Source organism: Thermomonas beijingensis, assembly GCF_020034655.1.
GTDB lineage: Bacteria > Pseudomonadota > Gammaproteobacteria > Xanthomonadales > Xanthomonadaceae > Thermomonas > Thermomonas beijingensis.
In genome coordinates, this window is sequence record NZ_JAIQDJ010000001.1 from 413,415 (window position 1) to 439,627 (window position 26,213).

A 26,213-nucleotide genomic window follows, 5' to 3' on the forward strand; every position below is an offset into this window, starting at 1 on the left:
GCTCAATCGCGGAAGTTGTCGAACTGCAACGGCAGCTCAAATTCCTGCCCTCGCAGCAGCGCCATCGCCGCCTGCAAGTCGTCGCGCTTCTTGCCGGTCACGCGTAGCTTGTCGCCATTGATTTGCGAATCGACTTTCAGTTTGGCGTCCTTGAGCGCGGCCTGGATTTTCTTCGCCAATTCGCGTTCGATGCCTTGCTTCACGGTGATCTTCTGGCGTGCGCCGGCAAGGTTGGTGTCAATGTCGCCAAACTCCAGGCAACGCACGTCGATTTTTCGCGCAATCAAGCGTGCACGCAGGATGTCGGTCATCTGCTGCAATTGGAAATCACTGGGCGCGGACTGGGTGATGACGTTGTCCTCGCGCAGGAATTTGGCATCCACGCCTTTGAAGTCAAAGCGCGTGGTCAGCTCGCGGCTGGCTTGATCCACCGCATTGGTGAGCTCGTGGGTATCTACTTCAGAAATGATGTCAAAGGAAGGCATGGCATTGGACAGGGGTGACGAAACCGGAAGGGTACCGCATGCTGACGGCATGACCGAGCCCAACCATGCACCCCATTCCCGCGCCGTTTGGCTGATGCTGGCGGCGGTGGGCCTGTTTGCGTTGATGGATGCCGGCTTGAAATTGCTGTCGGCGCATTACCTGCCGTTCCAAGTGGCGACATTGCGCGGGGTGGCCTCGCTGCCGTTGGTGCTGGTGTGGGCGTTGTTCACGCAGGGATGGCGGCCGCTGCTGCGGGTGCGTTGGCCCTTGCATCTGCTGCGCGGGGTGCTGGGCGTGGGCATGATGGCCAGCTTTGTGTATGCGCTGAAGCGGCTGCCGCTGTCCACGGCGTATTCCATCTTTTTTGTCGCGCCGCTGCTGATCGCCGCGCTGTCAGTGCCGTTTTTGGGTGAAAAAGTCGGCCCGCGCCGCTGGGCGGCGATTGCCGTGGGCCTGCTGGGCGTGTTGGTGGTGCTGCGGCCGACCGGCGCCGGGATGATGTCCTTGGCCGGGTTGGCGGTGTTGTTGGCGGCGGTGGGGTATGCGGTGTCGGCGATCACCGTGCGGGTGCTGGCGCGCACGGATTCCAATCAGGCTATGGTGGTCTGGCTCTTGGCCTTGATGGCGCTGGGGGCGGGCAGTTTGGCGTGGCCCGGCTGGCAGCCATTGCAGGCCGAGCATACATGGATCGTGGCCGGCATCGGCGTGGTGGGCACGCTGGGCCAATACGCCATTACCGAGGCCTTCCGCCATGGTGAGGCCTCGCTGATTGCGCCGCTGGAATATTCCGCACTGGTCTGGGGCGTGGCGCTGGATCTGGCGCTGTGGGGTGTATTGCCGGATGGCGTGACGTGGCTGGGGGCCGCCATCATCATTGGCAGCGGCCTGTATTTGCTGCATCGCGAAAAGGGCAAGCCGCATCTGGAAGCCGAGCACCCCTGATTAATACAGGGTAAAAACAAGCTTATACTTCAAGATGGATGCCGGGTTGGCAAAAAATTTCCTCGACACACAAAATATCCGGGTAAAATAAAACAATCGCAACACGATGATTTGTTCCTGTCATCTGGATGTGGCAACGTGGCGGCTTCACCCTAGAACACCGGAGCCGGCCATGGCCGAATTGAAGGAAGCCCGCGTCCCCGATATCGGCGGACACGGCGATGTCCCCGTCATCGAATTGCTGGTCAAGCCCGGCGATACCGTCGGCAAAGATCAGGGCTTGGTGACGTTGGAATCGGACAAGGCGACCATGGAGGTGCCATCCCCCTTTGCTGGCGTGATCAAGGAGCTCAAGGTCAAGCTGGGCGATAATGTGTCCGAGGGTGGCTTGGTGGCGATCATCGAGGTGGCTGCAGATGCCGCAGATGCCGCAGCGCCGGCAGCGGCCCCCGCTGCAGTTGCAGCGCCCGTCCCAGCGCCATCGAAGCCCGCGGTGGCTGCCGCACCGGCGCCGGTGGCGGTTGTGGAAAGTGGCGCGCCAGTGCCCGCACGTGCGCCCGTCGCTGAACCCGGCCAGCCGGGCATTCCGCCGATGCGCTTTGAGGCCGACGCCGTGTTGCCGGCCAAGGTGCCGTATGCCAGCCCAGCCGTGCGCTTGTATGCGCGCGAGCTGGGTGTGGATTTATTGCAGGTCAGTGGGCGTGGCCGAAATGGCCGCATCAGCCGAGAAGATGTCCAGCACCATGTGAAAGCGGTGATGTCCGGTGCGCTGCAGGACCTTGCCCCGGCAGTGCCGGTGGCAGCGGGTGGTGGGCTCAGCTTGCTGCCGTGGCCAAAGGTTGATTTCGCCAAATTTGGCGCAATTGAAAGCAAGCCGCTGTCACGGATCCAGAAAATTTCCGGCGCCAATCTTGCGCGCAATTGGGCAATGATCCCGCACGTCACCCAGTTCGACGAGGCCGATATCACCGCACTGGAAGAGCTGCGCGTGAGCTTCAACAACGAAAATGCAAAAGCGATTGCGGCAGGCAAGGGCAGCAAGCTGACCATGCTGGCTTTCCTGATTAAGGCGTGCGTGGCGGTGTTGCAGAAATACCCCACCTTCAATGCCTCGCTGGATGGCGACAATCTCGTGCTCAAACAGTATTTCCACATCGGGTTTGCGGCGGACACGCCGAATGGCTTGGTGGTGCCGGTGCTGCGCGATGCCGATCAAAAAGGCGTGGCGCAGATCGCCAGGGAAATGGGCGAGCTGGCGGCGCTGGCACGCGATGGCAAGCTCAAGCCCGAGCAAATGCAGGGGGGCTGTTTCACGATCAGCTCACTGGGCGGCATCGGTGGCACCAAGTTCACTCCGATCATCAATGCGCCGGAAGTGGCCATCTTGGGGGTATCGAAGTCTGAAATTAAGCCGGTGTGGGATGGCAAGGCGTTCCAGCCCAAGCTTATGCTGCCGTTGTCGCTGAGCTACGACCATCGCGTGATCGACGGCGCTGCCGCCGCACGCTTCACCAGCTACCTGGGACAACTGCTGGCCGACTTGCGTCGGGCCATGCTGTAAGGAGAAGGTGCATGGCAGACATTGAAAGCAAAGTGCCCGATATCGGCAGTCACGGTGGCGTACCGGTGATCGAGTTGTTGGTCGCAGTCGGCGATACGGTGAAGAAAGACCAGGGCTTGGTGACGTTGGAATCGGACAAGGCCACCATGGAAGTGCCGGCGGTAGCCGATGGCGTGATCAAGGCGCTGAAGGTGAAGCTGGGCGATAGCGTGTCGGAAGGTGCGGTGATTGCGGTGATTGAGCGTGCGGCGAGCGAAGTTGCACCGCAGGCAGCAGCGTCCGCGCCGGTATCGGCCAAGGCAGCGGCGTCAGTACCGGCTGCTGCGCAGGCAACTTCCGCTCCGCAAGCCGCCACCGCCTCCGGCCGCAAAGCCGATATCGAATGCGCGATGGTGGTGATTGGCGCCGGCCCGGGCGGCTATACCGCCGCGTTCCGTAGCGCCGATCTGGGGCTGGATACCGTGCTCATCGAACGCTATGCCAACTTGGGTGGCGTCTGCCTCAACGTGGGGTGCATTCCCTCGAAAGCCTTGCTGCATGCCGCCGATGTGATCGAGCAGGCCAGTCATGCCAGCGATTACGGCGTGGACTTTGGCAAGCCCAAGCTCAACATCGACAAGCTACGCAGCTACAAGGACAGCGTGGTGGGCCAGCTGACCAAGGGCCTGGCCGGCATGGCCAAGCAGCGCAAAGTGCGGATGGTGCAGGGCACGGCCAGGTTCGTGTCGGCCAATGAGCTGGAAGTCACCACTGCCGATGGTGCAACCCAATTGCTGCGTTTCGAGCAATGCATCATTGCCGCCGGCAGCCAGCCGGTGAAACTGCCGGCGTTCCCGTGGGACGACCCGCGCATCATGGATTCCACCGACGCACTGAATCTGGCCGAGGTGCCCAAGAAGCTGCTGGTGGTGGGCGGCGGCATTATTGGTTTGGAAATGGCCACGGTCTATCGTGCGCTGGGCAGCGACGTCACCGTGGTCGAATTCATGTCGCAGTTGATGCCGGGCGCGGATGCCGACTTGGTCAAACCGCTGGCCGAGCGCTTGAAAAAGCAGGGCGTGGCGGTGCATCTGAAGACCAAAGTGGTGGATGCCAAGGCGCAGAAAAACGGCATCAGTTGCAATTTCGAAGGTGAGTCCATTCCCGCCGGCAAGCTGTTCGATCGCGTACTGGTATCGGTGGGGCGCAGCGCCAACGGCGGCAAACTCGACGCCGACAAGGCCGGTGTCGCGGTGGGCGAGCGCGGGCTCATTCCCGTGGATGCGCAGATGCGCACCAATGTGCCGCATATCTTCGCCATTGGTGATTTGGTTGGCCAGCCGATGCTGGCGCACAAAGCCACCCACGAGGGCAAATTGGCGGCAGAAGTGGCCGCCGGCGAGAAGAAAGAATGGGTGGCGCGGGTCATCCCCAGCGTGGCCTACACCGACCCGGAAATTGCATGGGTGGGTGTGACGGAAACCGAGGCCAAGACCAAGGGCTTGAAGGTGGGCGTAGGCAAGTTCCCGTGGGCGGCCTCGGGTCGCGCGATTGGGCTGTCGCGTACCGAAGGTTTCACCAAACTGATTTTCGATGAGGACAGCCATCGCGTGATTGGTGGCGGCATTGTCGGCGTGCATGCCGGTGAGCTGATTTCCGAAGTCGCGTTGGCGATCGAAATGGGCTGCGAAGGCCACGATATCGGCCACACCATCCATCCGCACCCCACGCTGGGTGAATCGGTGGGAATGGCGGCCGAGGTCTATGACGGCAGCATCACCGACTTGTATATCCCGAAGAAACGCGGTTGATGCAAAGCGAAGCCCCGGCCGGGGATGGGCCGGGGCTTCGGGGGCACCCGCTGGGAATCGGACGAGGAAGGAGCGGGCGCGAGGGGTAAGACCGACGGTCACGGATGGAGTTCCAACAAATTTTGGCAGCTTATGGCGGTTGCCGTGGGCAAAGCGCGGCTGCTATAATTCGGGGGCTTCGCGGGGTGGTTTTTTGTAATGCTCCTGTGAATAGCGCTAAACTTTTGTTTTTGCTTGGAATGTTCGCGTGCAGAACTCCACCGGCGCGGGCTGGCGGATGGCGCTGCGGGTGGTGGCGGTTCAAGCCATTGCCGTGCTGGCGGCCTCCGTGGTCTGCTTGATCAATAGCCCCAGTGCTGCTTTGGCGGCACTGGCCGGTGGCGGGGCGCTGACACTGGGTAGCCTGGTGGCTGCCTGGGGGGCATTTGCAGGTGGCGTGGCAGGTGCTGGGACAGCGCTGGGGCGCTTGTTGCTGGGGATGCTCGCAAAGTGGTTGGTGGTCATCGTGGGTTTGTATCTGACGATGGCGGTGTGGCGGTTGCCGGCGGTGCCGGCGCTGGCCGGGGCAGCAATCGCTGCGGCGGCCATGGTGGTTTCGATGAGATTCGTGGCACAGCGCAGTACGACGAGGATGAACGCGTGATCTTGGAAGCAATGGGGTTGGCACCCGAAGGTGGCGAAGGTGGCGATGGCCTGACCGGCTATATCGTTCACCATTTGACCCACAACACCAAGCAGTTTGCGTTCGGCACGGTGCATATGGACTCGTGGATCGTAGCGCTGGCGCTGGGTCTGCTGTCCTGCCTGTGGCTGTGGTACTACGCCCGCAAGGCGACCTCGGGCGTGCCCGGCAAGGGGCAGGCCTTTGTCGAGCTGGTGGTCGAGTTTGTCGATTCGCAAGTCAAGGACACCTTCCATGGCGACCGCCGCTTCATCGCGCCGCTGGCGCTGACCATCTTCGTGTGGGTGGTGTTCATGAACACCATGGACTTGTTGCCGCTGGATATCCCCAGTGCCGCCGTGCAGGCCGTGGCGGGCACGGAAGTGATGCATCACACCTATCTGCGTTGGGTGCCCACTGCTGACGTCAACACCACGTTTGCGATGTCGATCACCGTGTTCTTGCTGATCATTTATTACTCGATCAAGGCCAAGGGCGGTTGGGGCTTCACCAAAGAGCTGTTTACCGCCCCATTCCACGCCGAGGGCACGGTCGCCAAAATCGTGCTGGCCATCCCCAACTTGTTCCTGAACCTGGTCGAATACCTGTCCAAGCCGGTCAGCTTGGGGATGCGACTGTTCGGCAATATGTACGCTGGCGAGCTGGTGTTCATGCTGATTGCAGGCCTGTTTGCCTCGTGGGTCACCTTTATCCCGGGCGTCATTTTTAACTCGGTGTGGGCGATCTTCCACATCCTGATCATCCTGTTGCAGGCCTTCATCTTCATGGTACTCACCGTTGTCTATCTGGCGATGGCGCATGAGCATCATTGATTGACCGCCTCGCTGATTAACGCACCACCGTTTTCGCTACACACATTTCATCGCGTCATCCTTTCTTTTCACCACAAGCAAGAAACCGGAGATTCACCATGGAAGCACTCGCCAACGTTCAGGCCTTCACCGCCGTTGCTATCGGCATCATCGTCGGCCTGGGTGCGCTCGGCGCCGCCCTTGGCATTGGCATCATGGGCAGCAAGTTCCTTGAAGCCGCTGCGCGTCAGCCAGAATTGGTGCCGATGCTGCAGGGCCGCATGTTCCTGCTGGCCGGCCTGATCGACGCTGCGTTCCTGATCGGCGTGGGCGTGGCCATGATGTTCGCGTTCGCCAACCCGCTGCTGGCCGCCGTCAAGGCCGCTGCTGGCGCCTGATCGCGCTGCACCAACACTGTTGGCGGCCAAAGGCTGCCGGCAGTGGCAACAAGGCGCCGCGGCATGTCGCCGTGGCGCAGCCTTTGAAAAGTCCACGCGAATGGGCTTGTTCAATCCGCAGGTCATGACATGAATCCGAATATCACCCTGCTGGGCCAGATGATCAGCTTTGCGTTTCTCATCTGGTTCACCGTCAAGTTCATTTGGCCGCCGCTGATGCAGGCGATCGAAGAGCGTCAGCAGAAAATCGCCGAAGGGTTGGCGGCTGCCGACAATGCGCAGAAAAATCTGGCGCAAGCGCAAGACAAGGTTGCCGAAGAACTCAAGGCTGCGCGTGGCAAGGCCAACGAGATCATCGAGCAGGCCCATCAGCGTGCAAACCAGTTGATCGACGCCGCCAAGGCCGACGCGATTGCCGAAGGCAGCCGCCAGAAAGCACTGGCCGAGGCCGAGATCGAGGCTGCCGCCAACCGCGCCAAGGAAGACCTGCGCAAGCAAGTGTCTGCACTGGCCGTGTCTGGTGCCGAAAAACTGCTGATGCGCGAAATCGACGCCAACGCCCACAAGGCGCTGATCGACGATCTGGCTGCGCAGCTGTAAGGGCCGACCCATGAGCCAGGCCCTGACCCTTGCCCGTCCCTACGCTCGCGCCGCGTTTGCCATTGCGCGCGAGGCGGGCGCACTGCCTGCATGGTCAAGCGCGTTGGCGTTTGCCGCGCGTGTTGCCGCCGACCCGCAGATCGCAGGTTTACTGGGTAATCCCAAGCTGACGCGCGCGGACACTGTGACTTTGCTGGCACCGGAGGGTGCAAGTGAGGTGTTTGGCGATTTCCTCGCCCTGCTGTTCGACAATCGTCGACTGCCGCTGCTGCCTGAAATTGCAGGCTTGTTTGATGAGCTGCGGTTCGAGGCGGAACGTACCGTGAAGGCATTGGTCACCTCGGCGGTCGTACTGCCGGCGGCCGAGCTGGAGACGATCAAGAGCGCACTCAAGCGCCGTTTCGGGCGCGAAGTTGAAGTCGAAACTGCCGTGGATGCCAGCTTGATTGGTGGTGCGGTGATCGACGCTGGCGACATCGTCATCGATGGTTCGCTGAAGGGCAAGCTGGGCCGCCTGCAAGCGGCGCTGGCGCACTAAATTTCGTTAGCAAATTTTTTATTGAATGTGGTTCGCGGCGACGCGAACACCAAGGAAACCAAGATGGCCACCACCACGCTCAACCCGTCCGAAATCAGCGAACTGATCAAGACCCGCATCGAGAAGGTCAAGCTCGCCGCCGAAGCGCGTAACGAAGGCACCGTGACCTCGGTGTCCGACGGCATCGTGCGCATCCACGGCTTGGCCGATGTGATGCAGGGCGAAATGATCGAGCTACCCAACAGCACTTTCGCGCTGGCGCTGAACCTGGAGCGCGACTCGGTGGGCGCGGTGGTATTGGGTGATTACGAACACCTGCGTGAAGGCGATGTAGCCAAAACTACCGGCCAGATCCTCTCGGTGCCGACCGGCCCGGAGCTGCTGGGTCGCGTGGTCAATGCGTTGGGTGAAGCCATCGATGGCAAGGGCCCGATTGATGCCAAGACCTCGGCCCCGGTGGAATGCATCGCACCCGGCGTGATCTGGCGCAAGTCGGTCAGCCAGCCGGTGCAGACCGGCTACAAGTCGGTGGACAGCATGATCCCGATCGGCCGTGGCCAGCGCGAGCTGATCATCGGTGACCGTCAGACCGGCAAGACCGCGATGGCGATCGACGCGATCATCAACCAGAAAAATTCTGGCATCAAGTGCATTTACGTGGCGATTGGTCAGAAGAATTCGACGATTGCCAACATCGTACGCAAGTTGGAGCAGTACGGTGCAATGGCCTACACCACGGTGGTGGCGGCCTCGGCGTCGGAATCGGCGGCAATGCAGTACATCAGCGCCTACTCTGGCTGCACCATGGGTGAGTACTTCCGTGACCGTGGCGAAGACGCGCTGATCATCTACGACGATCTGTCCAAGCAAGCCGTGGCCTACCGTCAAATCTCGCTGCTGCTGCGTCGCCCACCGGGCCGCGAAGCGTATCCGGGCGATGTGTTCTACCTGCATAGCCGTCTGCTGGAACGCGCCGCGCGCGTGTCCGAAGACTACGTCGAGAAGTTCACCAACGGCGAAGTCAAGGGCAAGACCGGTTCGTTGACCGCGCTGCCGATCATCGAAACCCAGGCCGGCGACGTGTCCGCATTCGTGCCGACCAACGTGATCTCGATCACCGACGGCCAGATCTTTCTGGAAACCGATCTGTTCAACGCTGGTATCCGCCCGGCCGTCAACGCCGGTATCTCGGTGTCGCGCGTGGGTGGTGCAGCGCAGACCAAGATCATGAAGAAGCTGTCCGGCGGCATTCGTATCGCGCTGGCGCAATACCGTGAGCTGGCCGCGTTCGCGCAGTTCGCCTCCGACCTCGACGATGCCACCCGCAAGCAGTTGGAGCGTGGCCAGCGCGTGACCGAGCTGATGAAGCAGAAGCAGTACGCGCCGATGTCGGTGGCCGAACAGGCACTGTCGATCTATGCGGTGGACAAGGGCTATATGGATGATGTGCCGGTGGCCAAGATCGGCGCGTTTGAAGATGCCCTGCACGCACACTTCGCCAACACTGCGTCTGAATTGATGCAGAACGTGGCCACCAGTGGCGACTGGAACGACGACATCGAAGCCGCTTACAAGAAGGGCATCGAAGAGTTCGTGGCAACGGGTACCTGGTAACTGGTAGGAGCGCCCCAAGGGCGCGACTCAGATCGCGGCCACAGGCCGCTCCTACACGAAGCGAGATTGAGCATGGCCGGCGGCAGAGAAATCAAAACCAAGATCAAGAGCGTGCAAAACACCCGCAAGGTGACGCGCGCGCTGGAAATGGTCTCGGCTTCCAAAATCCGCAAGGCACAAGAGCGGATGAAGCAGTCGCGTCCGTATGCGCGGGCGATGAAGCAGTTGATCGGGCATTTGGCGCAGGCCAATTCCGAATACCGGCACCCGTACTTGATCGAGCGTGGCCAGATCAAGCGCGTCGGTTACATCATCGTGTCGTCGGATCGCGGCCTGGCCGGCGGTCTCAACAACAACATGTTCCGCAAGTTGTTAGTGGAGTTCCGCCAGTGGCAAGAAAAGGGCGTGGACATCGATGTGGTGACCATCGGCCAGAAGGCGTCGGTGTTCTTCCGGCGGATCAAAGTGGACATGCTGGCGTCGGTGACCCATCTAGGCGATACCCCGAAGGTCGAGCAGCTGGTGGGTGTGATCAAGGTGATGCTGGATGCCTACACCGCCGGTACGGTGGATAAGGTGTTCTTGTCGTACAACGACTTCATCAACACCATGACCCAAAAGGCCACCTTCGACCAATTGTTGCCGTTGCCGGCTGCCGAGACGCAAGTGGCCAAGCACGATTGGGATTACCTGTACGAGCCCGATGCGGAAACCGTGCTGGATCATGTGCTGACCCGCTACGTTGAATCCTTGGTGTATCAGGCGGTGATGGAAAACGTCGCCTCTGAACATGCTGCGCGCATGGTGGCGATGAAGGCTGCAAGCGATAACGCAACCAAGATGATCGATACCTTGAATCTGGTTTATAACAAGGCCCGTCAAGCGGCGATCACGCAAGAAATTTCGGAAATCGTCGGCGGCGCTGCGGCGGTGTAACAGCTTCTGTAGGAGCGGCCCCTGGCCGCGACCTGCGAATCGCGCGCACGGCGCGCTCCTACAATAGATATCGAGATTCAGAGGAAATAACCATGAGCAACCAGGGCAAAGTCGTACAGATCATCGGCGCGGTCGTTGACGTCGAGTTCCCGCGCGAGAGCGTGCCGAAGGTGTATGACGCGCTGAAGGTGCAAAACACCAGCATCACGCTGGAAGTGCAGCAACAGCTGGGCGATGGCGTGGTGCGCTGCATTGCGCTGGGCTCCACCGATGGCTTGAAGCGCAACCTGCTGGCCGACAACACCGGCCGTGCGATTTCGGTGCCGGTGGGTATCGGCACGCTGGGCCGCATCATGGACGTGCTGGGCAACCCGATTGACGAGGCCGGCCCGGTCGCCGCCGACACCACATGGGAAATCCATCGCGCAGCGCCTTCGTATGAAGACCAGGCATCGACCACCGAGCTGCTGGAAACCGGCATCAAGGTGATCGACCTGATGTGCCCGTTCGCCAAGGGCGGCAAGGTTGGCCTGTTCGGCGGCGCCGGCGTGGGCAAGACCGTGAACATGATGGAGCTCATCAACAATATCGCGACCGAGCATAGCGGTCTGTCGGTGTTTGCCGGTGTGGGTGAACGTACCCGCGAAGGCAACGACTTCTATCACGAAATGCAGGAATCGGGCGTCGTCAACGTGCAGGAGCACGCCAAGTCCAAGGTGGCGATGGTGTACGGCCAGATGAACGAGCCGCCGGGCAACCGCCTGCGCGTGGCGCTGACCGGCCTGACCATGGCCGAGTACTTCCGCGACGAAGGCCGCGACGTGCTGCTGTTCGTGGACAACATCTACCGCTACACCCTGGCCGGTACCGAAGTGTCGGCGCTGCTGGGCCGCATGCCGTCGGCGGTGGGCTACCAGCCGACCCTGGCCGAGGAAATGGGCGTCCTGCAGGAGCGCATCACCTCCACCAAGACCGGTTCGATCACCTCGATCCAGGCCGTGTACGTGCCCGCGGACGACCTGACCGACCCGTCGCCGGCGACCACCTTCGCCCACCTCGACGCCACCGTCGTGCTGTCGCGCAACATCGCCTCGCTGGGCATCTACCCGGCGGTCGATCCGCTGGACTCGACCTCGCGCCAGCTGGACCCGAACGTGATCGGCAACGAGCACTACGACACCGCCCGCCGCGTGCAGTCCACCTTGCAAAAGTACAAGGAACTGAAGGACATCATCGCGATCCTCGGCATGGACGAGCTGTCGGAAGAAGACAAGCAAGCGGTGGCGCGTGCACGCAAGATCGAGCGCTTCTTCAGCCAGCCGTTCACCGTGGCCGAAGTGTTCACCGGCTCGAAGGGCAAGTACGTGCCGCTGAAGGAGACCATCCGCGGCTTCAAGGGCATTGTGGACGGCGACTACGACCACCTGCCGGAACAGGCGTTCTACATGGTGGGTTCGATCGACGAGGCTGTCGAAAAAGCCAAGAAGCTGGCGGCGTAAGGAATCATCATGGCATCCACCTTCCGTTGCGACATCGTCAGTGCCGAAGCCGAGATTTTCCACGGCGAGGCCGAGCTGGTTGTGGCGACCGGTGAACTCGGCGAGCTGGGCATCGCGCCCAAGCATGCGCCGCTGATCACCCGCCTGAAGCCGGGCAAGGTTGTGGTGACCTTGGCCGGCGGCGAGAAATTGGACTTCGCCATTTCCGGCGGCATTCTGGAAGTGCAGCCGACGGTGGTGACGGTACTGGCCGATACTGCGGTGCGCGCCGATGAAATCGACGAAGCCGCGGTGCGCACAGCCAAGGAAGAAGCCGAACGCATCCTTGCCCGGCGTGGTGAAGCGATGGAAATTGCCGAAGCGCAGCAACGTCTGGCCGAAGTCACCGCGCAGTTGCAGGCGCTGGAGCGTCTGCGCAAGAATCTCAAGCACTGATCACCGGTCACGGCGGTGGACGGGTTTTGCAAAGCGCCGGCACTCGCCGGTGTTTTTTATGCGCCACATCGTGGTTTGTTCAGCCAGGGTATGTTTGGTGGTGCGATGATTCCAACCATCGCCTGATGAGGAGAGTCACCATGTTGCGCCCCTTGCGTCTGCTCGCTGCAACGATATTGATGACATCCCTGTTGGGTTTGACAGCCTGTGCCAGTGGTCCTGCCGTGCGTACCGACCATGACCCCACTGCCAATTTCGGCCAGTACCAGACATGGGGTTTCTATCAGCCAATTGCGATGGAGCAGTCTGGCTATTCCAGCTGGATTTCCGAGCGTATCCGCGCCGATGTACAAAAAGAAATGGAAGCACGCGGTTATCGCTTTGCCACGAGCGGGGCCGACCTGCTGGTGAATTTCCAAGGCGTGGTGGAAGACAAAACCGCCGTATGGACGGTGCCGCGCAGCGACACCGAGTGGTTCTACAGCTATCGTCACAAAGCCTATGTCGCGGTACCGATTTGGTATGACGAAACCCAAGTGTCGCGCTACAAGGAAGGCACGTTGACCGTGGATTTGGTGGACGGTAAACGCAATCGCATGGTGTGGACGGGCTCGGCCAGCAATCCGGTACGATCCAAACAAAAGCCAGAACAGAAATTGAGTGAAATCGATGCGGCCATCACTGGCATCTTTGCCAAGTATCCGCATAAAGCGAGTGGGATGTAAGCGTGGCGCATGCCTGGCAAAACAAAAAACCACCGGCTTGCTGCCGGCGGTTTTTGTTGCAACAGCAATGCCATATTAAAATTTCGGCTTGTCGTCGCTCGCGTTGTAGCGCTCGATCGCCTCGATAATGATCTTACGCGCCTCGGCAACGCCGTCCCAACCATCCAGTTTCACCCACTTGCCGTCTTCCAGATCCTTGTAGTGCTCGAAGAAGTGGCCGATGCGCTGTAGCCAGTGCTTGCTGACTTTGGCGATATCGTCGATGTGGCTGTAGCCGTTGAACACTTTGTCCACCGGTACGGCGAGGATTTTTTCGTCGCTGCCGGCCTCATCGCTCATTTTCAGCACACCCACCGGGCGGCAACGAATCACCGAGCCGGGCACCAGCGGCAGCGGCAGGATCACCAGCACATCGGCCGGATCGCCATCGCCACACACGGTGTACGGCACATAGCCGTAATTGCACGGGTAGCGCATCGGCGTGGACAGGATGCGATCCACGAAGATCGCGCCCGAGGCTTTATCCACCTCGTACTTGACCGGCTCGGCATCCTTCGGGATTTCGATGACTACATTGATTTCATCCGGCGGGTTGTTGCCGGTGGGGACAAGATCCAGACCCATTGCGTCGTGCTCCAGCGTGCGTGCCGCGCCCGGTTGGGCGCGGCGATGATTGAGGGGGAGTGAGTACATTTTAGCGGAGCGCGGCGGCGAAAGATGACGCTGGGCGAACCGGCTGGCTTGACGGGCACAGTTGAAGTGCGCATGATTAATGCGCATACAAGGGAGTCATGTCATGCGCATTCGAGAGCGTTACGCCGGTTACGGCAAGCGTGCCACCAATGTCAGTATCAATCAGGGCTTGCTGGAAGACGCCAAGGCGCTGGAGATCAACTTGTCTGCCACGCTGGAACGTGCGCTGGATGCCGAAGTGCGTGCACGCAAACGTGCCAAGTGGCTGGAAGAAAATCGCGAGGCGATCGCCGCCTACAACGCACGTATCGAGCGGGATGGGCTTGCCGGTGATCATGTGCGTGCGTTCAAGGCTGCACTCAAGGCGTCGTCTGCTGCATGAATCAATTTTGCGCGTATGTGAATGCGGATGCCGCATCCAAGCGCACCATTCCATACTGGCTGATCGTGCAAAGTGATTTGATCGATGCCACCCAGTCGCGCGTGGTTGTACCCTTGATTGCACCGCAACTGGCGGGGCCTTTGGTGGCAAGGCTGATGCCGGTGCTGATGGTTGCAGGCAAGCGGCTGGTGATGGATGCAGCGCAGATCACCAATGTGCCGATGCAGATGCTTGGCAGGCATGAGGCGGATTTGTCGGCCGAACGCCTGACCATCCTTGCGGCTCTCGACATGCTGATCTCGGGGATATGACCGTGGCCAATACGCTGCGCATCGCAATGGCGCAATTTGATTTTCCGGTGGGCGATGTGGCCGGCAATGCCGCACGCATTCTCGATGGGATCACCACTGCACGCGACGAGTACGGCGCGGATGTGGTGCTGTTTCCGGAGTTGGCGCTGTCGGGTTATCCGCCCGAGGATTTGTTGTATCGCCCAAGTTTTCTGCGCGAATGCGAGCAGGCCATCCAGCGCATTGCTGCCAGCGTGCAGGGGATCACCGCAGTGGTGGGTTGGCCGCAGCCTGCGGGTGCGGTGGTGTATAACGCCGCCAGCGTGCTGCGCGATGGCGTCATCGAGCAGACCTACCGCAAGCGCGAGTTGCCCAACTATGCGGTGTTTGATGAGCGCCGTTATTTCGATGTCGATCCGGACCGCGAGGATTGCGTATTCCAAATCAACGGCATTGATGTCGGCGTGGTGATTTGCGAAGACCTGTGGTTTGCCGAACCCATCGCCAGTACCGTCGCCAAGGGCGCGCAACTGGTGCTGGTGCCCAATGCCTCGCCGTATGAGCACGACAAGCATGCCCAGCGCGATGCGTTGCTGGTGCAGCGCGCGCGCGAGACTGGTGCCGGGATTGCCTACCTCAATGTGGTGGGTGGGCAGGATGCCTTGGTCTTCGATGGCGCATCGGTGGTGTGCGATGGCGACGGCAGCGTGCATCCGGCGGCGGTGGCATTTGAAGAGCAGTGGCTGGTGGTGGAGTTTGATGCCGAAGCAAAGCGTTTTGCGCCCCTGCAATGGACGGTGGACGGCGATGAAAGCCGCGATGCGCTGGCGTGGCGGGCGGTGGTGCGCGGCACCCGCGATTACTGCGCAAAGAACGGCTTCAAGCAAGCGTGGGTGGGGCTGTCGGGTGGCATTGATTCTTCGGTCGTGCTGGCCATTGCGGTGGATGCACTGGGCGCGGAGAACGTGACAGCCGTGCGCATGCCCTCACGCTTTACGGCGGGGCTGTCCAATGATCTGGCGCAGGAACAATGTGATGCGATGGGCGTGAAGTTGCTGGCGCTGCCCATCGAAACCCCATTCCAAGGCTATTTGAATGCGCTGGCCGAGGTGTTTGCCGGCAAGCCTGCTGATGTCACCGAAGAAAACCTGCAATCGCGTACGCGTGGTGCCTTGCTGATGGCGCTGTCCAACAAGTTTGGCGGTCTGCTGCTGACCACCGGCAACAAGAGTGAGTACGCGGTGGGTTACGCCACGATTTATGGCGATATGTGCGGCGGCTATGCGCCGATCAAGGATCTGTACAAGACTGAAGTCTTTGCCTTGGCGCGTTGGCGCAACACGGTGGGCGACCGGGTGATTCCGCAGGCCGTGATCGACCGCCCACCCTCGGCGGAGTTGCGTGAAAACCAGTTGGACCAAGACTCGCTGCCGCCATATGACGTGCTGGATGCAATCTTGTTGCGGCATGTGGATCAAGAACAGGGCCATGCCGAGATCGTTGCGGCGGGCTTTGCTGCAACCATCGTGGATAAAGTGCTGCGGCTGGTGCGGATTGGTGAATGGAAGCGCCATCAAGCCGCGCCAGGCCCGAAAGTCAGCCGGCGCGCGTTTGGGCGCGAGCGGCGCTACCCAATCAGCAATGGCTGGCGTGATTGAGTCAAGCGGGTAGCACAAAAAATGGCTCAAGAAAAAGGGGCCGCTGCGGCCCCTTTTCAACTCAACGCGCGTCGCCGGTAAACGGATTCAAGCGGCTGATGATTCCACGGTCATTGGGCCATTTGCCATGCAGCCACGGGTGCTGCGGTGCATTTTGCTCCAGCACGCGCTTGGCATCGGCGGCCAAGGCCGTATTGCCCATGCGTGTATAGGCTTCGGCCAGCAAGGCCACGGCATCGTATTGGTATTCGCTCTGCGGATAGGTTTCCAGCAGATAGGTGGCGCGATCAGCAGCCGACACCCAAGCACTGCGGCGCAGGTAATACAAACCGGTGTTCAGCTCAAAGCGGGCGAACTCGTTGCGCAAATACACCATGCGTTGGCGAGCATCGCCGGCGTAGCGGCTGTTGGGATAACGAGTAGAGACGGTGTTGAAGTCGTTGTAGGCCTGCTGGGGGGCTTCCAAGTCGCGGGTGCTGGTATCCAGCTTGAACGTGCGCGCCATGAACACCGTATTGCGCGCCATGTTGGACAGACCACGCAGATAGTAGAAATAGGCGATGTTCTTGTGCGTCGGGTAGGTGCGGATGAAGCGGTCAATCGAGGAGATCGCATCCTCGTGCTTGCCTGCTTTGAACTGCGCGTAAGCCTGCTCCATCATCGCCTGTTCGGTATAGGCACCGTAAGGATATTGGGCAATCAAGCGACCCCACGTCTCGTTAGCATTGCTCCAGTTGCCATGCTCCATTTGGTCATGAGCCTTGTCGAACAAGGTGGCAACCGGGACGCCTTCGTTCTTGTCTTTGTCCTTCTTGAACAGGCCTTTGACCCCCGAACAACCGGTGGCGGCAACGACCAATGCAAGCACGAGGGTGGTGCGAATCAAGGGGGAACGCGAAATCATGGGCATCGAACGGGCGCCGGGGGCATGAAGGCTGGATAATACCAGTCCCAAGCTTTAACCACGCCAGAATGCGCGCCTTTTCGTGAGGCGCCCGCCGATTCCCATGAATGAACACGCCTTGCGTATTGCCCAAGTCCCCGATTCCGTTGCCGGCCGTCGGTTGGACGCCGTCGTCGCGGAACTATTTCCGGAATATTCCCGCTCGCGATTATCCGCCTGGATCAAGTCTGGCGACCTCACTGTGGATGGCGCGCCGGCGCGCCCGCGCGACCCCGTGCGGGGTGGCGAGACCATCACCCTGAATGTGGTGGAGGAAGTGCAAACCCACGCCGTGGCCGAAGACATCCCTCTGTCGATCTTGTATGAAGACGAACACGTGTTTGTCCTCGATAAACCAGCCGGCTTGGTGGTGCACCCGGGTGCCGGCAACCCGGCCGGTACCTTGGTCAACGCTTTGCTGCATCGCGACCCGGCGCTGGACAAGTTGCCGCGCGCCGGTATCGTGCATCGGTTGGACAAAGACACCAGCGGGGTGATGGTGGTGGCACGCACCCTGGTGGCCCAGACTGCATTGGTCGCGCAGCTATCGGCGCGCGACGTGCATCGGCAATACCTCGCGGTGGTATTGGGGGCGCTGGTGGCCGGCGGCACCGCCAACGCCGCCATCGACCGTCACCCGCGCGACCGCCTGCGTATGGCGGTGCGCGAGGATGGCAAAGACGCCATTACCCATTACCGTTTGCGTGAGCGTTTTCGCAGCCATACCGCGCTGGAATGCCGCTTGGAAACGGGGCGTACCCACCAGATCCGCGTGCATTTGGCGCATCTGAAGTATCCCATCATCGGCGACCCGCTGTATGGCGGCTCCTTGCGGCTGCCCAAGGGCGCGTCGGAGGAATTGATCGCTTGCCTGCGCGGCTTCAAGCGCCAAGCCTTGCATGCCGAAGTACTGGAATTCATGCACCCGGTCAGCGGTGCGCCAGTGCGTTGCGAAGCGCCGTTGCCAGCGGATATGCAGCAGCTCATGCACCAGCTGCGTGCGGATGCCGCCAGCCACGCCGCTATCGAGCGGGCGCGCCGATGAGCGCGTTTTTGCATGCCGATTGGCCGGCACCGCCCGGCGTGCATGCGTTGACCAGCTTGCGGCATGGCTTGGGCGTATCCACGGCACCCTTCGACCATTTCAATCTGGGCTCGCGCTGCGGTGATGACGTGGATGCGGTGATTGAAAACCGCCGCCAGTTGCAAGCCGCCTTGCACTTGCCGTCGTCGCCGCGTTGGCTGCGCCAGGTGCATGGTGTTGCTGTTGCAGTGGAGCCGGGCTTCGATGAGCCCGAAGCTGACGCCGCGGTGACAGCAACGCCCGGCAGGGTGCTGGCCATTCTTACCGCCGACTGCTTGCCAGTGGTGCTTGCATCGAGAGCCGGTGATGACATTGGCGCGGCGCATGCCGGTTGGCGCGGGTTGTGCGCGGGGGTGCTGGAGGCTACGGTGGGCGCGATGCGCACCCCGGCGCAGCAATTGATGGCGTGGTTGGGTCCCGCTGCCGGCCCGCAAGCGTACGAAATCGGTGAAGACGTCTTTGCTGCATTTGTGCAGCGCGATCCCGCGGCGGTAGCAACGTTTGTGGCCACCCGCCCGGGGCATTGGAAGGTGGACCTGTACGCCTTGGCGCGCCAGCGTTTGCAGGCGGTGGGGGTGACGGCGGTATTTGGGGGCGAGCAGTGCACGATTTCGGATCCGGCACGGTTTTTCTCGCACCGCCGTGATCAGCGCGGCGGTCGCATCGCTACGCTGGTGTGGATGCAGGCCTGAACTGACTCAGCGCGGTGTTTGCGAGAGCCGATAAATCAGCAGTGCAGCGCGCTTGGCTTGGCGCGGAAGGGAGTCCAGCTCGATATATTCGCCAGGACCGTGGCTGTCGCCACCGGACGCGCCCATCCCCACCAGGCCATCCACATCGCGGGCCACAAACGCGATATCCCCCGCGCCGCGGCTTAGCGGGTCAATCTCGCCGAGTTCGGGCAAACCCAGATCCCGATTGATGCTGTTGAGTTTTGCCAGCAACGCACGGTTGCCAGCGGTGGGGGCCATCGGTGGGTAGTGTTCTTCAATCGTGATATTCGCGCTGGTCAATGGCAGGTGACGACTGACAATCGTGCGCATTTTTTCGCTGACGCGTGCGGTTTGCTCGGGGCTGAGCGTGCGGAAGTCGCCACGCGCAAGCGCAATGCCGGGCACGATATTGTCCTTGCCGCTGGCACTGAGCCGGGTCTTGTTGGCATCGAACGTGGCCTGCTCGCCGCTGCCCAGCAACCCCACATTGAAGGTCAAATTGGGTTCTGGAAGTTCAGTGCGAAATGCGGCCAGAATCCGTGCCAGCTCAAACGCTGCACCATCGCCCATGGCTTTGGAAAAAATACCGGAGCTGTGGCCGGATTCGCCATGCACGGTGAGTGTCCATTCGTTGGACGAGCGCCGTGCCACCGCACCCATTTCGCGTCCGTTCTGGTGCGAGATATTTTCGAAATCCAGCGCCGCATCGGCGCGTTTGCCGGCGGCGATCAAATCGGCGCGGGCAAGGGCGACTGGCATCCCTACTTCTTCCTCATCACCGGTCAGCACCACCTCGATATCGGCATCTTGCAGTGTGCCGGCATCGCGCAAAGCACGCAGTGCGGACAGGATGACCACCACGCCGCCCTTGTCGTCGCCTACGCCGGGGCCGAAGGCGCGCTTGCCTTCGATGCGAAAGCCGGTAAACGGATTGTCCGGCTCGAACACCGTATCCAGATGTCCAATCAGCAGCACCCGCTTGCCCTTGCCGTTGCCGTGGTGGATCGCAATCAAATGTCCGGCGCGCCCGCTGTCCGGCATGGGTTTGAAGTCCACCTGGAAGCCAAGTGCTTCGAATTCCGGGCGCAGCATGTTTGCCACCGCTGTCACTCCCGCGGTGTTGAAGGTGCCACTGTTTTGCGCCACCAATCGCTTGAGCAGGGCGGTGCTGCGGGCTTGGCTGGCGTCGGCGGCGCGGCTGATGCGCAGCTCGGTGGGCGCAAGCGCGGCACCGGCGGGTGTGGCAAGGGCAACACTCAGCAGCAGCGCGCTGGCAATGGGGGCAAGATGGGGCATGGGGGAGGCTCGAAGTTGATGCCAAACCATACCGCAGCCAACCCTTGTTCGGGATTTGACTTGAATCACGGCAGCCCGCCCGCATGTGCAGGACAGTGGCCTCTTGTGGCCTTCTCATTTAGGAATTACCGATGCGCATGGACAAACTTACATCGCGCTTCCAGCAGGCTTTGAGCGACGCGCAGTCGCTGGCCGTGGGTCGCGATCACAATCTGATTGAGCCTGCTCACCTGTTGCTGGCCTTGCTGGATCAACAAGGTGGCGGCACCCGCCCATTGCTGGCGCAGGCCGGTGTGAATGCGGCCGATCTGCGGCTGCGCCTGGCCGAGGCGCTGGACAAGTTGCCGAAAGTCTCCGGGCAGGCCGGCACGGTCAGTGTGGGCAACGATTTGTCGCGCCTGCTCAATGTGACGGACAAACTGGCGCAGCAACGCGGCGATGCCTTTATCGCCAGCGAATTGTTCTTGCTGGCTGCAATTGACGATAGCGGCGATACCGGCAAAGTGTTGAAGGCTGCGGGTGCGAACAAGCAGAAACTTGAGGCGGCGATCGAGAAATTGCGTGGGGGCGAGAAAGTGACCGACGAAAACGCCGAAGAGGCGCGTCAGGCGCTGGAGAAATACACCATCGACCTGACTGCCCGCGCCGAGTCCGGCAAGTTGGATCCGGTAGTGGGCCGCGACGAAGAAATCCGCCGCACCATTCAAGTCTTGCAGCGGCGCACCAAGAACAATCCGGTGCTGATCGGCGAACCTGGCGTGGGCAAGACCGCGATTGTGGAAGGGCTTGCCCAGCGTATCGTCAACAACGAGGTGCCCGAAGGCCTGCGCGGCAAGCGCTTGTTGTCGCTGGATATGGGCGCGTTGATTGCGGGCGCGAAGTTCCGTGGTGAGTTCGAGGAACGCCTGAAGGCGGTGCTCAACGATCTGTCGAAGAACGAAGGCCAGATCATTCTGTTTATCGACGAGCTGCACACGATGGTCGGCGCGGGCAAGGCCGAAGGCAGTATGGATGCCGGCAACATGCTGAAACCGGCGCTGGCGCGCGGCGAGCTGCACTGCATCGGCGCCACCACCCTGGACGAATACCGCAAGTACGTGGAGAAGGATGCTGCGCTGGAGCGCCGCTTCCAGAAGGTGTTCGTCGGGGAGCCCACGGTGGAGGACACCATTGCCATTTTGCGCGGCCTGAAAGAACGCTACGCGGTGCATCACGGGGTGGAAATCACCGATCCTGCGATCGTTGCCGCCGCCACGCTCTCCAACCGCTACATCGCGGATCGCCAATTGCCGGACAAGGCCATCGACTTGATGGACGAAGCGGCCTCGCGCATCCGCATGGAGATCGACTCCAAGCCGGAAGAAATGGACCGCAAGGAACGTCGCCTGATTCAGCTGAAAATCCAGCGTGAGGCACTGAAAAAAGAGAAAGACGCCGAATCCAAACAGCGCTTGGCTGATCTGGAAGCCGAGATCAATACGCTGGAGCGCGAGTTCAACGACCTGGAGGAAATCTGGAAGGCCGAGAAGGCCACCTTGCAAGGGGCCACCAAGGTCAAGGAACAGATCGAAGCCGCACGGCTGGAACTGGAAGCCGCACAGCGCCGGCAGGATTACGCGCGCATGAGCGAAATTCAGTATGGGCAGATTCCGCAATTGGAAAAGCAGCTTGCCGCCGCGCAGGAAGCCGAGACCCGTGGCTTCACCCTGCTGCAAGACAAAGTGACCGCCGAGGAAATTGCGCAAGTGGTGGCGCGCTGGACCGGCATTCCAGTGTCCAAGATGCTGGAAGGCGAGCGCGAAAAACTCCTGCAGATGGAAGCACAGCTGCACACCCGCGTGGTCGGGCAGGAGGAAGCGATCAAAGCGGTGTCGGATGCGGTGCGCCGTTCGCGCGCAGGGCTGTCTGATCCTGATCGCCCCAGCGGCTCATTCCTGTTCCTCGGCCCGACCGGCGTGGGCAAGACCGAGCTGTGCAAGGCGTTGGCCGACTTCCTGTTCGACTCCAGCGATGCGATGGTGCGCATCGACATGAGCGAGTTCATGGAAAAGCACAGCGTCAGCCGGCTGATCGGCGCGCCGCCCGGCTATGTGGGTTATGAAGAAGGCGGCTATCTGACCGAGGCCGTGCGCCGCCGCCCGTATAGCGTGATCTTGCTGGACGAAGTGGAGAAAGCGCATCCGGATGTGTTCAACATCCTGCTGCAAGTGCTCGACGATGGCCGCCTCACCGATGGTCAAGGCCGCACCGTGGATTTCCGCAACGCGGTCATCGTGATGACCAGCAACCTTGGCAGCCATCAGATTCAGGAGCTGGCCGGCGACGATTCAGCCGAGGCTTACCTCCAGATGAAGGCCGCGGTGATGGGGGTGGTGCAAGCGCATTTTCGTCCCGAGTTCATCAACCGGCTGGATGACATCGTGGTGTTCCACCCGCTGGACAAGGCGCAGATCAAACAGATTGCGCGCATCCAATTGCGCAGTCTGGAAAAGCGTCTGGGCGAACGCGGCATTCGCATCGAACTATCCGATGCGGCGTTCGACCTGCTCGGGAATGTCGGCTTTGATCCGGTCTACGGCGCCCGTCCGCTCAAGCGCGCCATCCAGCAACAACTGGAAAACCCGCTGGCGCAGCAAATCCTGTCCGGCCAGTTCGGCAATGGCGACGTGGTCAAGGTGGACGCTGAGGGTGGCAGGCTGGTGTTCGTCAAGTGATGCCATGCCCCGGCGCGGATACCGGCCGGGGCGATGCCCGTTTTACCTGGCAACAAATTTGAGCGGGCCTTTGTAGTCTGGCCAACGGATGGACGTTGGCAGCCGCTGGTTGAGGGCGATCTCTGGCGATGCGCTGTCGCCGTTGGTCGACAGGCTTGCCATCAGGGTGGGCATCCAGAAGTTCACCGCAAACGTCGCGTCCTTGTAGATGACCGGCTTGATATGCAGCGTGGTGGTTTGGCCTGGCTCGATGCGGAATGCCACCACGTCTTCGTTCACATACGCACCCTTGTCGAGGATCTTTTGCACGCTGAAGGCGGTCGTCATTTCCAGCCCGATGCCGGTAATTCGATAGTCACCGGCGGGAAGTTCGATCGTCTCGGATTGGCCGTAGCGGGTCATGTGATTGATTGGATAGTCGATGAACTGCTTGGCCACCATGGTGAATACCAACAGACCATCCTTCACGCCCCATTCGATGCCGCCACTACGCAGCTGCTTGTCGACTTTCTTTGGCAGCGTCTGTTCGCTGGTGAATGGTGACACGTCAACCACAAGCTGGCCTGCTTGCTGTGCGAAAGCGCTGCGACTGAACAACATCGAGAGCACCAGTGTGGCGGCAAGCCAGAATTTCAACATGCGAATCTCCGTGATCGTGGTGAGTTTGCTAGCGTGCGTATGATAGCGGCCGCAATTGTGCGGCAATGCGCGGGGAGTTCGGATGGTATTCAAGTACGGGAGCGAACACGGCCAAGCCGGGCATTCCGATGCGGGTCGCACTGGAGTGTGGCGGTGACGTGCGGGCCAGGGCTGGTGCGGTTGTCTGCGCCAGTTCGATCGTGACCGTGATGCGGGTGTTTTCGCATACCTGCTCGAATACCGAAATTGTCTGCGCGTTGGGCTGCGCGCAGATGCTGGTCGGGGTGGACAGTGATTCGGACTATCCCCCCGATGTGGTGGCCGCGCTGCCTAAGACGGGGCGCGATCTGGACTTGAATATCGACGCGGTGCTGGCGCTCAAGCCCGAGTTGGTACTGACGTCGCTGACGGTGCCGGGGCATGAGAAGGTAGTACACGCATTGCGCGATGCGGGTCTTGCGGTGCTGGTGTGTGATCCGCAATCACTGCAAGATGTGTATGCCGATATTCAAGCCATTGCCGATGCGCTGGGCGTGCCCGCACGTGGCGTGGCACTGGTGGCGCAGATGGAGGCTTTGATGCCGGCTGTGGCAGTGGCAGGTGATCGGCCCAAGGTGTTGGTGGAGTGGTGGCCAAAACCGGTGATTGCGCCCGCCAGGTTCTCGTGGGTCACGGATCTGATCGAGCGCGCCGGTGGCTGCAACCCATGGGCCGATGAAGACGCGAAGAGTTTGCCGCTGGACCATCCGCGCGTGCTGGCTGCCGCCCCCGACGTGGTGGTGATGAGCTGGTGCGGGGTGAAAGAGGAGAACTATCGCGCCGAGATTGTCATTCGGCGCGACGGCTGGGCGGCCCTGCCTGCGCTGCAGCATGGACGCATCCATGCCATTTCCGAAGCCTATCTGGGCCGCCCCGGGCCGCGTCTGGTGGAGGGCTATCGCCGGTTGCGTGCCTGCATTGCAGAGTTGCAGGAACAGGGCACGCATTCTGCGATTTGACTACTCGGCATGGGCTGCCAGTTTGCCCGTCGGTTTCCTTGCGGGCCGTTTGGCGCCGGGCCGAGCGATGGCATACATCTGCCACGCGATATCTTTCATCAGTGCTTGGCGGTCGCTGCCCTCCACATACAGGTCAAAGTGGGTGCGGCCGGGCACAAAACGGAAATCCGACTTGGCGCCCAAGCCGTCCAGTACCGCCTTGAGCTTGTAGGCAGCGCCGTCCAGATAGAACGTATCGGCGGTGCCTACATAGAGGTGCAGTTTGCCGTCGAGGTCGGGTTCGAGTTGCGGCCATTGCGTGCGCAGGATGCGGCCGATGTCGTAATGCGCGCCCCAGTACGCCACGACCTGCGGATCCACCTTGCCGGTGCCACGATCGAACATCGGGGTTGGACGACCATCGGTGCCGCGTGGCGAGAAGACCCACTCAAACGACGCCAGTTGCCCGCCTATCGGGCCGGTCGTTTCTTCCATCCGGGCGAATTGTTCGAAGCTGGCTTGTACCTTGCCTTTGTCACGCATGATGGGGTACGGGCTGCCATCCGGTTTGCGATAGACATTGGCATTGGCGGCGTACAAGTCGATACCGCAGAAGTCATCGAATACGCTGGAGTCGGGCGAGGTGGACCATGTACCGCCAAACAGTTTCGGATAGCGCACTTGCAGCCACAGTGTGGCCCAGCCACCGGAGGAATGGCCGTTGAGGAAGCGGCCGGAGGCTTTGCCATCCATCCGATAGGTGCTTTCCAGATGGGGGATCAATTCTTCCGTCAATGCTTGCCCCCACGGGCCGTTATTGACCGAATCGGCAAACTCGTGGGTACCGGTGGCGCTGGATTCGTCCAGCAAGACCCAGATCATCGGTGGCAATTCACCCGACTGCATGCCGGTATAGGCATTGACGGCGGTGCCAATCAAGCCGCGTTGGTTGCCGCCAAAGCCGTGGGTGAAATACAGCACCGGGTAGCGCGCCGGTGCGGCACCGTCGTAGCCGGGGGGCAGGACCACCCAACCGTGCATATGGATGGGGCGCCCCCAGAATGCACTGAGCGCGGGGCTGATGAAATCAATTTCACGGGTGGCCGCTTTTGCCGCGGGTGCCGCCTTGCGAATGGCCTCGGAAAAGCGAGGAGGCAATTGCCACGGGTCCCCCGCTGCCGGCAGCCGTTGATCCAGTACCAAGGTGGTGGGTGTGGCGGCCTTGCCCAGCGTCACTTTGACTGGCGCGCTCAAGATGTCATCGGCACCGCGTCCGCCGTAATTGTCATCGCCGGCCACATCCAGCACCGCTTGCACGTAATACTCGCCATCGGCCAATTTCGAAAACGACGTTGGCCACGCGAGCGTGTCGGTATCTACCGCAAGCGATTGCCCGGGGGCCAAGCGTGCAATATCCATCGCGGCCATGCTGGCGTCGTCGGCACCGCCAAACGGGCTGGCATTGACCTCCAACACGTTGCCATCCTTCGCCTTGGCCAGTGCCTGCGCGGCAGGTTCCGCAAACAGCAGCAAGCGACCAGCGGCACTGGCCGTGGCGGCGGCGGGCAGTTGCACGCGCAGTGGCGCGGAGGTGTCGGCCTGCGCGCACGCACACAGGGCCAATAGCAGGGCAGCCAAGGATGAACGATGCAGGAATAGCGCATGGCGCATGGGGCGCTCCAGTGGCGGCGATGAAGGACGCAGTGTGCGCTGTCCTGCAGTCAGTTGAAAGTTGGACGAGCCTGCCTGAGAGGGATGTTCCAGGCACCGGGCAACGACAGTGCGATGCAGGTCATTGCATGCTGCATACGTTAATATGGCGTGAAT

The 26,213-nt window shown here is 61.2% G+C and carries 26 protein-coding genes; 20 read left to right on the top strand and 6 right to left on the bottom strand.

Annotated features, from left to right (window positions below; all coding sequences use genetic code 11):
* Nucleotides 1–2: 2 nt before the first annotated feature.
* On the bottom strand, nt 3–485 hold the full coding sequence (locus tag K7B09_RS01855) for a YajQ family cyclic di-GMP-binding protein (RefSeq protein ID WP_223626166.1): 483 nt from the start codon (nt 483–485) through the stop codon (nt 3–5).
* A gap of 49 nt (nt 486–534) precedes the next feature.
* Here K7B09_RS01855 and K7B09_RS01860 point away from each other — a divergent pair, with 49 nt between their 5' ends.
* The 13 genes from K7B09_RS01860 to K7B09_RS01920 all read left to right on the top strand — a co-directional run bounded on the left by K7B09_RS01860 (nt 535) and on the right by K7B09_RS01920 (nt 12,997).
* Nucleotides 535–1,428, top strand: coding sequence for a DMT family transporter (locus tag K7B09_RS01860; protein ID WP_223626168.1), 894 nt, complete (start codon nt 535–537; stop codon nt 1,426–1,428).
* A 172-nt stretch (nt 1,429–1,600) separates the two neighbouring features.
* Nucleotides 1,601–2,989, top strand: coding sequence for a dihydrolipoyllysine-residue acetyltransferase (gene aceF / locus K7B09_RS01865; RefSeq protein ID WP_374348046.1), 1,389 nt, complete (start codon nt 1,601–1,603; stop codon nt 2,987–2,989).
* 11 nt (nt 2,990–3,000) lie between these two features.
* Nucleotides 3,001–4,779, top strand: coding sequence for a dihydrolipoyl dehydrogenase (gene lpdA, locus K7B09_RS01870; protein WP_223626172.1), 1,779 nt, complete (start codon nt 3,001–3,003; stop codon nt 4,777–4,779).
* Nucleotides 4,780–5,026: 247 nt separating this feature from the next.
* Nucleotides 5,027–5,422, top strand: coding sequence for a hypothetical protein (locus tag K7B09_RS01875; protein ID WP_223626175.1), 396 nt, complete (start codon nt 5,027–5,029; stop codon nt 5,420–5,422).
* Nucleotides 5,423–5,433: 11 nt separating this feature from the next.
* Complete coding sequence (gene atpB, locus K7B09_RS01880) at nt 5,434–6,273, top strand: F0F1 ATP synthase subunit A (RefSeq protein WP_223627698.1); 840 nt, start codon at nt 5,434–5,436, stop codon at nt 6,271–6,273.
* A 98-nt stretch (nt 6,274–6,371) separates the two neighbouring features.
* The gene (atpE, locus tag K7B09_RS01885) at nt 6,372–6,650 is read left to right on the top strand and encodes a F0F1 ATP synthase subunit C (protein ID WP_223626177.1); all 279 of its coding nucleotides are present in this window, start codon (nt 6,372–6,374) and stop codon (nt 6,648–6,650) included.
* A gap of 129 nt (nt 6,651–6,779) precedes the next feature.
* Nucleotides 6,780–7,250: a F0F1 ATP synthase subunit B gene (locus tag K7B09_RS01890; protein WP_223626179.1), complete on the top strand. Its 471-nt coding sequence runs from the start codon at nt 6,780–6,782 to the stop codon at nt 7,248–7,250.
* 10 nt (nt 7,251–7,260) lie between these two features.
* Nucleotides 7,261–7,788 carry a F0F1 ATP synthase subunit delta gene (locus tag K7B09_RS01895; protein WP_223626181.1) on the top strand — a complete coding sequence of 176 codons (528 nt, stop codon included), beginning with the start codon at nt 7,261–7,263 and terminating at the stop codon, nt 7,786–7,788.
* A 63-nt stretch (nt 7,789–7,851) separates the two neighbouring features.
* The gene (atpA, locus tag K7B09_RS01900) at nt 7,852–9,402 is read left to right on the top strand and encodes a F0F1 ATP synthase subunit alpha (protein WP_223626183.1); all 1,551 of its coding nucleotides are present in this window, start codon (nt 7,852–7,854) and stop codon (nt 9,400–9,402) included.
* 72 nt (nt 9,403–9,474) lie between these two features.
* Nucleotides 9,475–10,338 (top strand): F0F1 ATP synthase subunit gamma, encoded by an 864-nt coding sequence (gene atpG, locus K7B09_RS01905; RefSeq protein WP_223626185.1) that lies wholly within the window; start codon nt 9,475–9,477, stop codon nt 10,336–10,338.
* Nucleotides 10,339–10,430: 92 nt separating this feature from the next.
* Nucleotides 10,431–11,837, top strand: coding sequence for a F0F1 ATP synthase subunit beta (gene atpD / locus K7B09_RS01910; RefSeq protein WP_223626187.1), 1,407 nt, complete (start codon nt 10,431–10,433; stop codon nt 11,835–11,837).
* 9 nt (nt 11,838–11,846) lie between these two features.
* A complete protein-coding gene (locus tag K7B09_RS01915) occupies nt 11,847–12,272 on the top strand; it encodes a F0F1 ATP synthase subunit epsilon (RefSeq protein WP_223626189.1) in 426 nt (141 codons plus the stop codon).
* Between the two features lie 140 nt (nt 12,273–12,412).
* Nucleotides 12,413–12,997, top strand: coding sequence for a DUF4136 domain-containing protein (locus tag K7B09_RS01920; protein WP_223626191.1), 585 nt, complete (start codon nt 12,413–12,415; stop codon nt 12,995–12,997).
* A 75-nt stretch (nt 12,998–13,072) separates the two neighbouring features.
* On the opposite strand, the gene ppa is transcribed toward K7B09_RS01920, so the two are convergent.
* Complete coding sequence (ppa, locus tag K7B09_RS01925) at nt 13,073–13,621, bottom strand: inorganic diphosphatase (protein ID WP_223627700.1); 549 nt, start codon at nt 13,619–13,621, stop codon at nt 13,073–13,075.
* Between the two features lie 172 nt (nt 13,622–13,793).
* Here ppa and K7B09_RS01930 point away from each other — a divergent pair, with 172 nt between their 5' ends.
* From K7B09_RS01930 to K7B09_RS01940, 3 genes are read left to right on the top strand one after another with little or no spacing between them, the layout of a single operon-like run.
* Entirely contained in the window at nt 13,794–14,072 is a 279-nt protein-coding gene (locus K7B09_RS01930; protein WP_223626193.1) for a type II toxin-antitoxin system CcdA family antitoxin, read from the top strand.
* Nucleotides 14,069–14,383 (top strand): CcdB family protein, encoded by a 315-nt coding sequence (locus tag K7B09_RS01935; RefSeq protein ID WP_223626195.1) that lies wholly within the window; start codon nt 14,069–14,071, stop codon nt 14,381–14,383. The genes K7B09_RS01930 and K7B09_RS01935 overlap by 4 nt, the downstream gene beginning before the upstream one ends.
* Nucleotides 14,380–16,020, top strand: a complete 1,641-nt coding sequence (locus tag K7B09_RS01940) for an NAD+ synthase (protein ID WP_223626197.1) — start codon at nt 14,380–14,382, stop codon at nt 16,018–16,020. The genes K7B09_RS01935 and K7B09_RS01940 overlap by 4 nt, the downstream gene beginning before the upstream one ends.
* 61 nt (nt 16,021–16,081) lie before the next feature.
* Here the strand turns inward: K7B09_RS01940 and K7B09_RS01945 are convergent, their stop codons facing one another.
* Nucleotides 16,082–16,924 (bottom strand): outer membrane protein assembly factor BamD, encoded by an 843-nt coding sequence (locus K7B09_RS01945; RefSeq protein WP_223626199.1) that lies wholly within the window; start codon nt 16,922–16,924, stop codon nt 16,082–16,084.
* A 103-nt stretch (nt 16,925–17,027) separates the two neighbouring features.
* On the opposite strand from K7B09_RS01945, the gene rluD reads away from it, so the two are divergent.
* Nucleotides 17,028–18,008: a 23S rRNA pseudouridine(1911/1915/1917) synthase RluD gene (gene rluD / locus K7B09_RS01950; protein WP_223626201.1), complete on the top strand. Its 981-nt coding sequence runs from the start codon at nt 17,028–17,030 to the stop codon at nt 18,006–18,008.
* Nucleotides 18,005–18,739 (top strand): peptidoglycan editing factor PgeF, encoded by a 735-nt coding sequence (gene pgeF, locus K7B09_RS01955; protein ID WP_223626203.1) that lies wholly within the window; start codon nt 18,005–18,007, stop codon nt 18,737–18,739. The genes rluD and pgeF overlap by 4 nt, the downstream gene beginning before the upstream one ends.
* A 6-nt stretch (nt 18,740–18,745) precedes the next feature.
* Here the strand turns inward: pgeF and K7B09_RS01960 are convergent, their stop codons facing one another.
* Nucleotides 18,746–20,056, bottom strand: coding sequence for a M20/M25/M40 family metallo-hydrolase (locus K7B09_RS01960; RefSeq protein ID WP_223626206.1), 1,311 nt, complete (start codon nt 20,054–20,056; stop codon nt 18,746–18,748).
* 131 nt (nt 20,057–20,187) lie between these two features.
* Here K7B09_RS01960 and clpB point away from each other — a divergent pair, with 131 nt between their 5' ends.
* Entirely contained in the window at nt 20,188–22,770 is a 2,583-nt protein-coding gene (gene clpB, locus K7B09_RS01965; protein WP_223626208.1) for an ATP-dependent chaperone ClpB, read from the top strand.
* A 42-nt stretch (nt 22,771–22,812) separates the two neighbouring features.
* Here clpB and K7B09_RS01970 read toward each other — a convergent pair whose 3' ends face one another.
* Nucleotides 22,813–23,409, bottom strand: a complete 597-nt coding sequence (locus K7B09_RS01970; protein ID WP_223626211.1) for a hypothetical protein — start codon at nt 23,407–23,409, stop codon at nt 22,813–22,815.
* A gap of 128 nt (nt 23,410–23,537) precedes the next feature.
* Between K7B09_RS01970 and K7B09_RS01975 the strand changes: the two genes are divergently transcribed.
* On the top strand, nt 23,538–24,407 hold the full coding sequence (locus tag K7B09_RS01975) for an ABC transporter substrate-binding protein (RefSeq protein WP_223626213.1): 870 nt from the start codon (nt 23,538–23,540) through the stop codon (nt 24,405–24,407).
* Here the strand turns inward: K7B09_RS01975 and K7B09_RS01980 are convergent, their stop codons facing one another.
* Nucleotides 24,408–26,057 carry an alpha/beta hydrolase gene (locus tag K7B09_RS01980; RefSeq protein WP_223626215.1) on the bottom strand — a complete coding sequence of 550 codons (1,650 nt, stop codon included), beginning with the start codon at nt 26,055–26,057 and terminating at the stop codon, nt 24,408–24,410.
* Nucleotides 26,058–26,213 lie beyond the last annotated feature (156 nt).

What these genes read in the sequence shown, in the direction of transcription:
- K7B09_RS01890 (WP_223626179.1), top strand. Translation starts at nt 6,780, where the DNA reads ATGAATCCGAATATCACCCTGCTGGGCCAGATGATCAGCTTTGCGTTT.
- ppa (WP_223627700.1), bottom strand. Translation starts at nt 13,621, where the DNA reads ATGGGTCTGGATCTTGTCCCCACCGGCAACAACCCGCCGGATGAAATC.
- K7B09_RS01960 (WP_223626206.1), bottom strand. Translation starts at nt 20,056, where the DNA reads ATGCCCCATCTTGCCCCCATTGCCAGCGCGCTGCTGCTGAGTGTTGCC.
- K7B09_RS01935 (WP_223626195.1), top strand. Translation starts at nt 14,069, where the DNA reads ATGAATCAATTTTGCGCGTATGTGAATGCGGATGCCGCATCCAAGCGC.
- K7B09_RS01980 (WP_223626215.1), bottom strand. Translation starts at nt 26,057, where the DNA reads ATGCGCCATGCGCTATTCCTGCATCGTTCATCCTTGGCTGCCCTGCTA.
- atpD (WP_223626187.1), top strand. Translation starts at nt 10,431, where the DNA reads ATGAGCAACCAGGGCAAAGTCGTACAGATCATCGGCGCGGTCGTTGAC.
- K7B09_RS01970 (WP_223626211.1), bottom strand. Translation starts at nt 23,409, where the DNA reads ATGTTGAAATTCTGGCTTGCCGCCACACTGGTGCTCTCGATGTTGTTC.
- atpG (WP_223626185.1), top strand. Translation starts at nt 9,475, where the DNA reads ATGGCCGGCGGCAGAGAAATCAAAACCAAGATCAAGAGCGTGCAAAAC.
- K7B09_RS01915 (WP_223626189.1), top strand. Translation starts at nt 11,847, where the DNA reads ATGGCATCCACCTTCCGTTGCGACATCGTCAGTGCCGAAGCCGAGATT.
- K7B09_RS01920 (WP_223626191.1), top strand. Translation starts at nt 12,413, where the DNA reads ATGTTGCGCCCCTTGCGTCTGCTCGCTGCAACGATATTGATGACATCC.
- K7B09_RS01930 (WP_223626193.1), top strand. Translation starts at nt 13,794, where the DNA reads ATGCGCATTCGAGAGCGTTACGCCGGTTACGGCAAGCGTGCCACCAAT.
- clpB (WP_223626208.1), top strand. Translation starts at nt 20,188, where the DNA reads ATGCGCATGGACAAACTTACATCGCGCTTCCAGCAGGCTTTGAGCGAC.
- K7B09_RS01895 (WP_223626181.1), top strand. Translation starts at nt 7,261, where the DNA reads ATGAGCCAGGCCCTGACCCTTGCCCGTCCCTACGCTCGCGCCGCGTTT.
- K7B09_RS01855 (WP_223626166.1), bottom strand. Translation starts at nt 485, where the DNA reads ATGCCTTCCTTTGACATCATTTCTGAAGTAGATACCCACGAGCTCACC.
- K7B09_RS01940 (WP_223626197.1), top strand. Translation starts at nt 14,380, where the DNA reads ATGACCGTGGCCAATACGCTGCGCATCGCAATGGCGCAATTTGATTTT.
- atpE (WP_223626177.1), top strand. Translation starts at nt 6,372, where the DNA reads ATGGAAGCACTCGCCAACGTTCAGGCCTTCACCGCCGTTGCTATCGGC.
- K7B09_RS01975 (WP_223626213.1), top strand. Translation starts at nt 23,538, where the DNA reads ATGCGGGTCGCACTGGAGTGTGGCGGTGACGTGCGGGCCAGGGCTGGT.
- lpdA (WP_223626172.1), top strand. Translation starts at nt 3,001, where the DNA reads ATGGCAGACATTGAAAGCAAAGTGCCCGATATCGGCAGTCACGGTGGC.
- aceF (WP_374348046.1), top strand. Translation starts at nt 1,601, where the DNA reads ATGGCCGAATTGAAGGAAGCCCGCGTCCCCGATATCGGCGGACACGGC.
- atpB (WP_223627698.1), top strand. Translation starts at nt 5,434, where the DNA reads ATGGGGTTGGCACCCGAAGGTGGCGAAGGTGGCGATGGCCTGACCGGC.
- pgeF (WP_223626203.1), top strand. Translation starts at nt 18,005, where the DNA reads ATGAGCGCGTTTTTGCATGCCGATTGGCCGGCACCGCCCGGCGTGCAT.
- K7B09_RS01860 (WP_223626168.1), top strand. Translation starts at nt 535, where the DNA reads ATGACCGAGCCCAACCATGCACCCCATTCCCGCGCCGTTTGGCTGATG.
- K7B09_RS01945 (WP_223626199.1), bottom strand. Translation starts at nt 16,924, where the DNA reads ATGATTTCGCGTTCCCCCTTGATTCGCACCACCCTCGTGCTTGCATTG.
- atpA (WP_223626183.1), top strand. Translation starts at nt 7,852, where the DNA reads ATGGCCACCACCACGCTCAACCCGTCCGAAATCAGCGAACTGATCAAG.
- rluD (WP_223626201.1), top strand. Translation starts at nt 17,028, where the DNA reads ATGAATGAACACGCCTTGCGTATTGCCCAAGTCCCCGATTCCGTTGCC.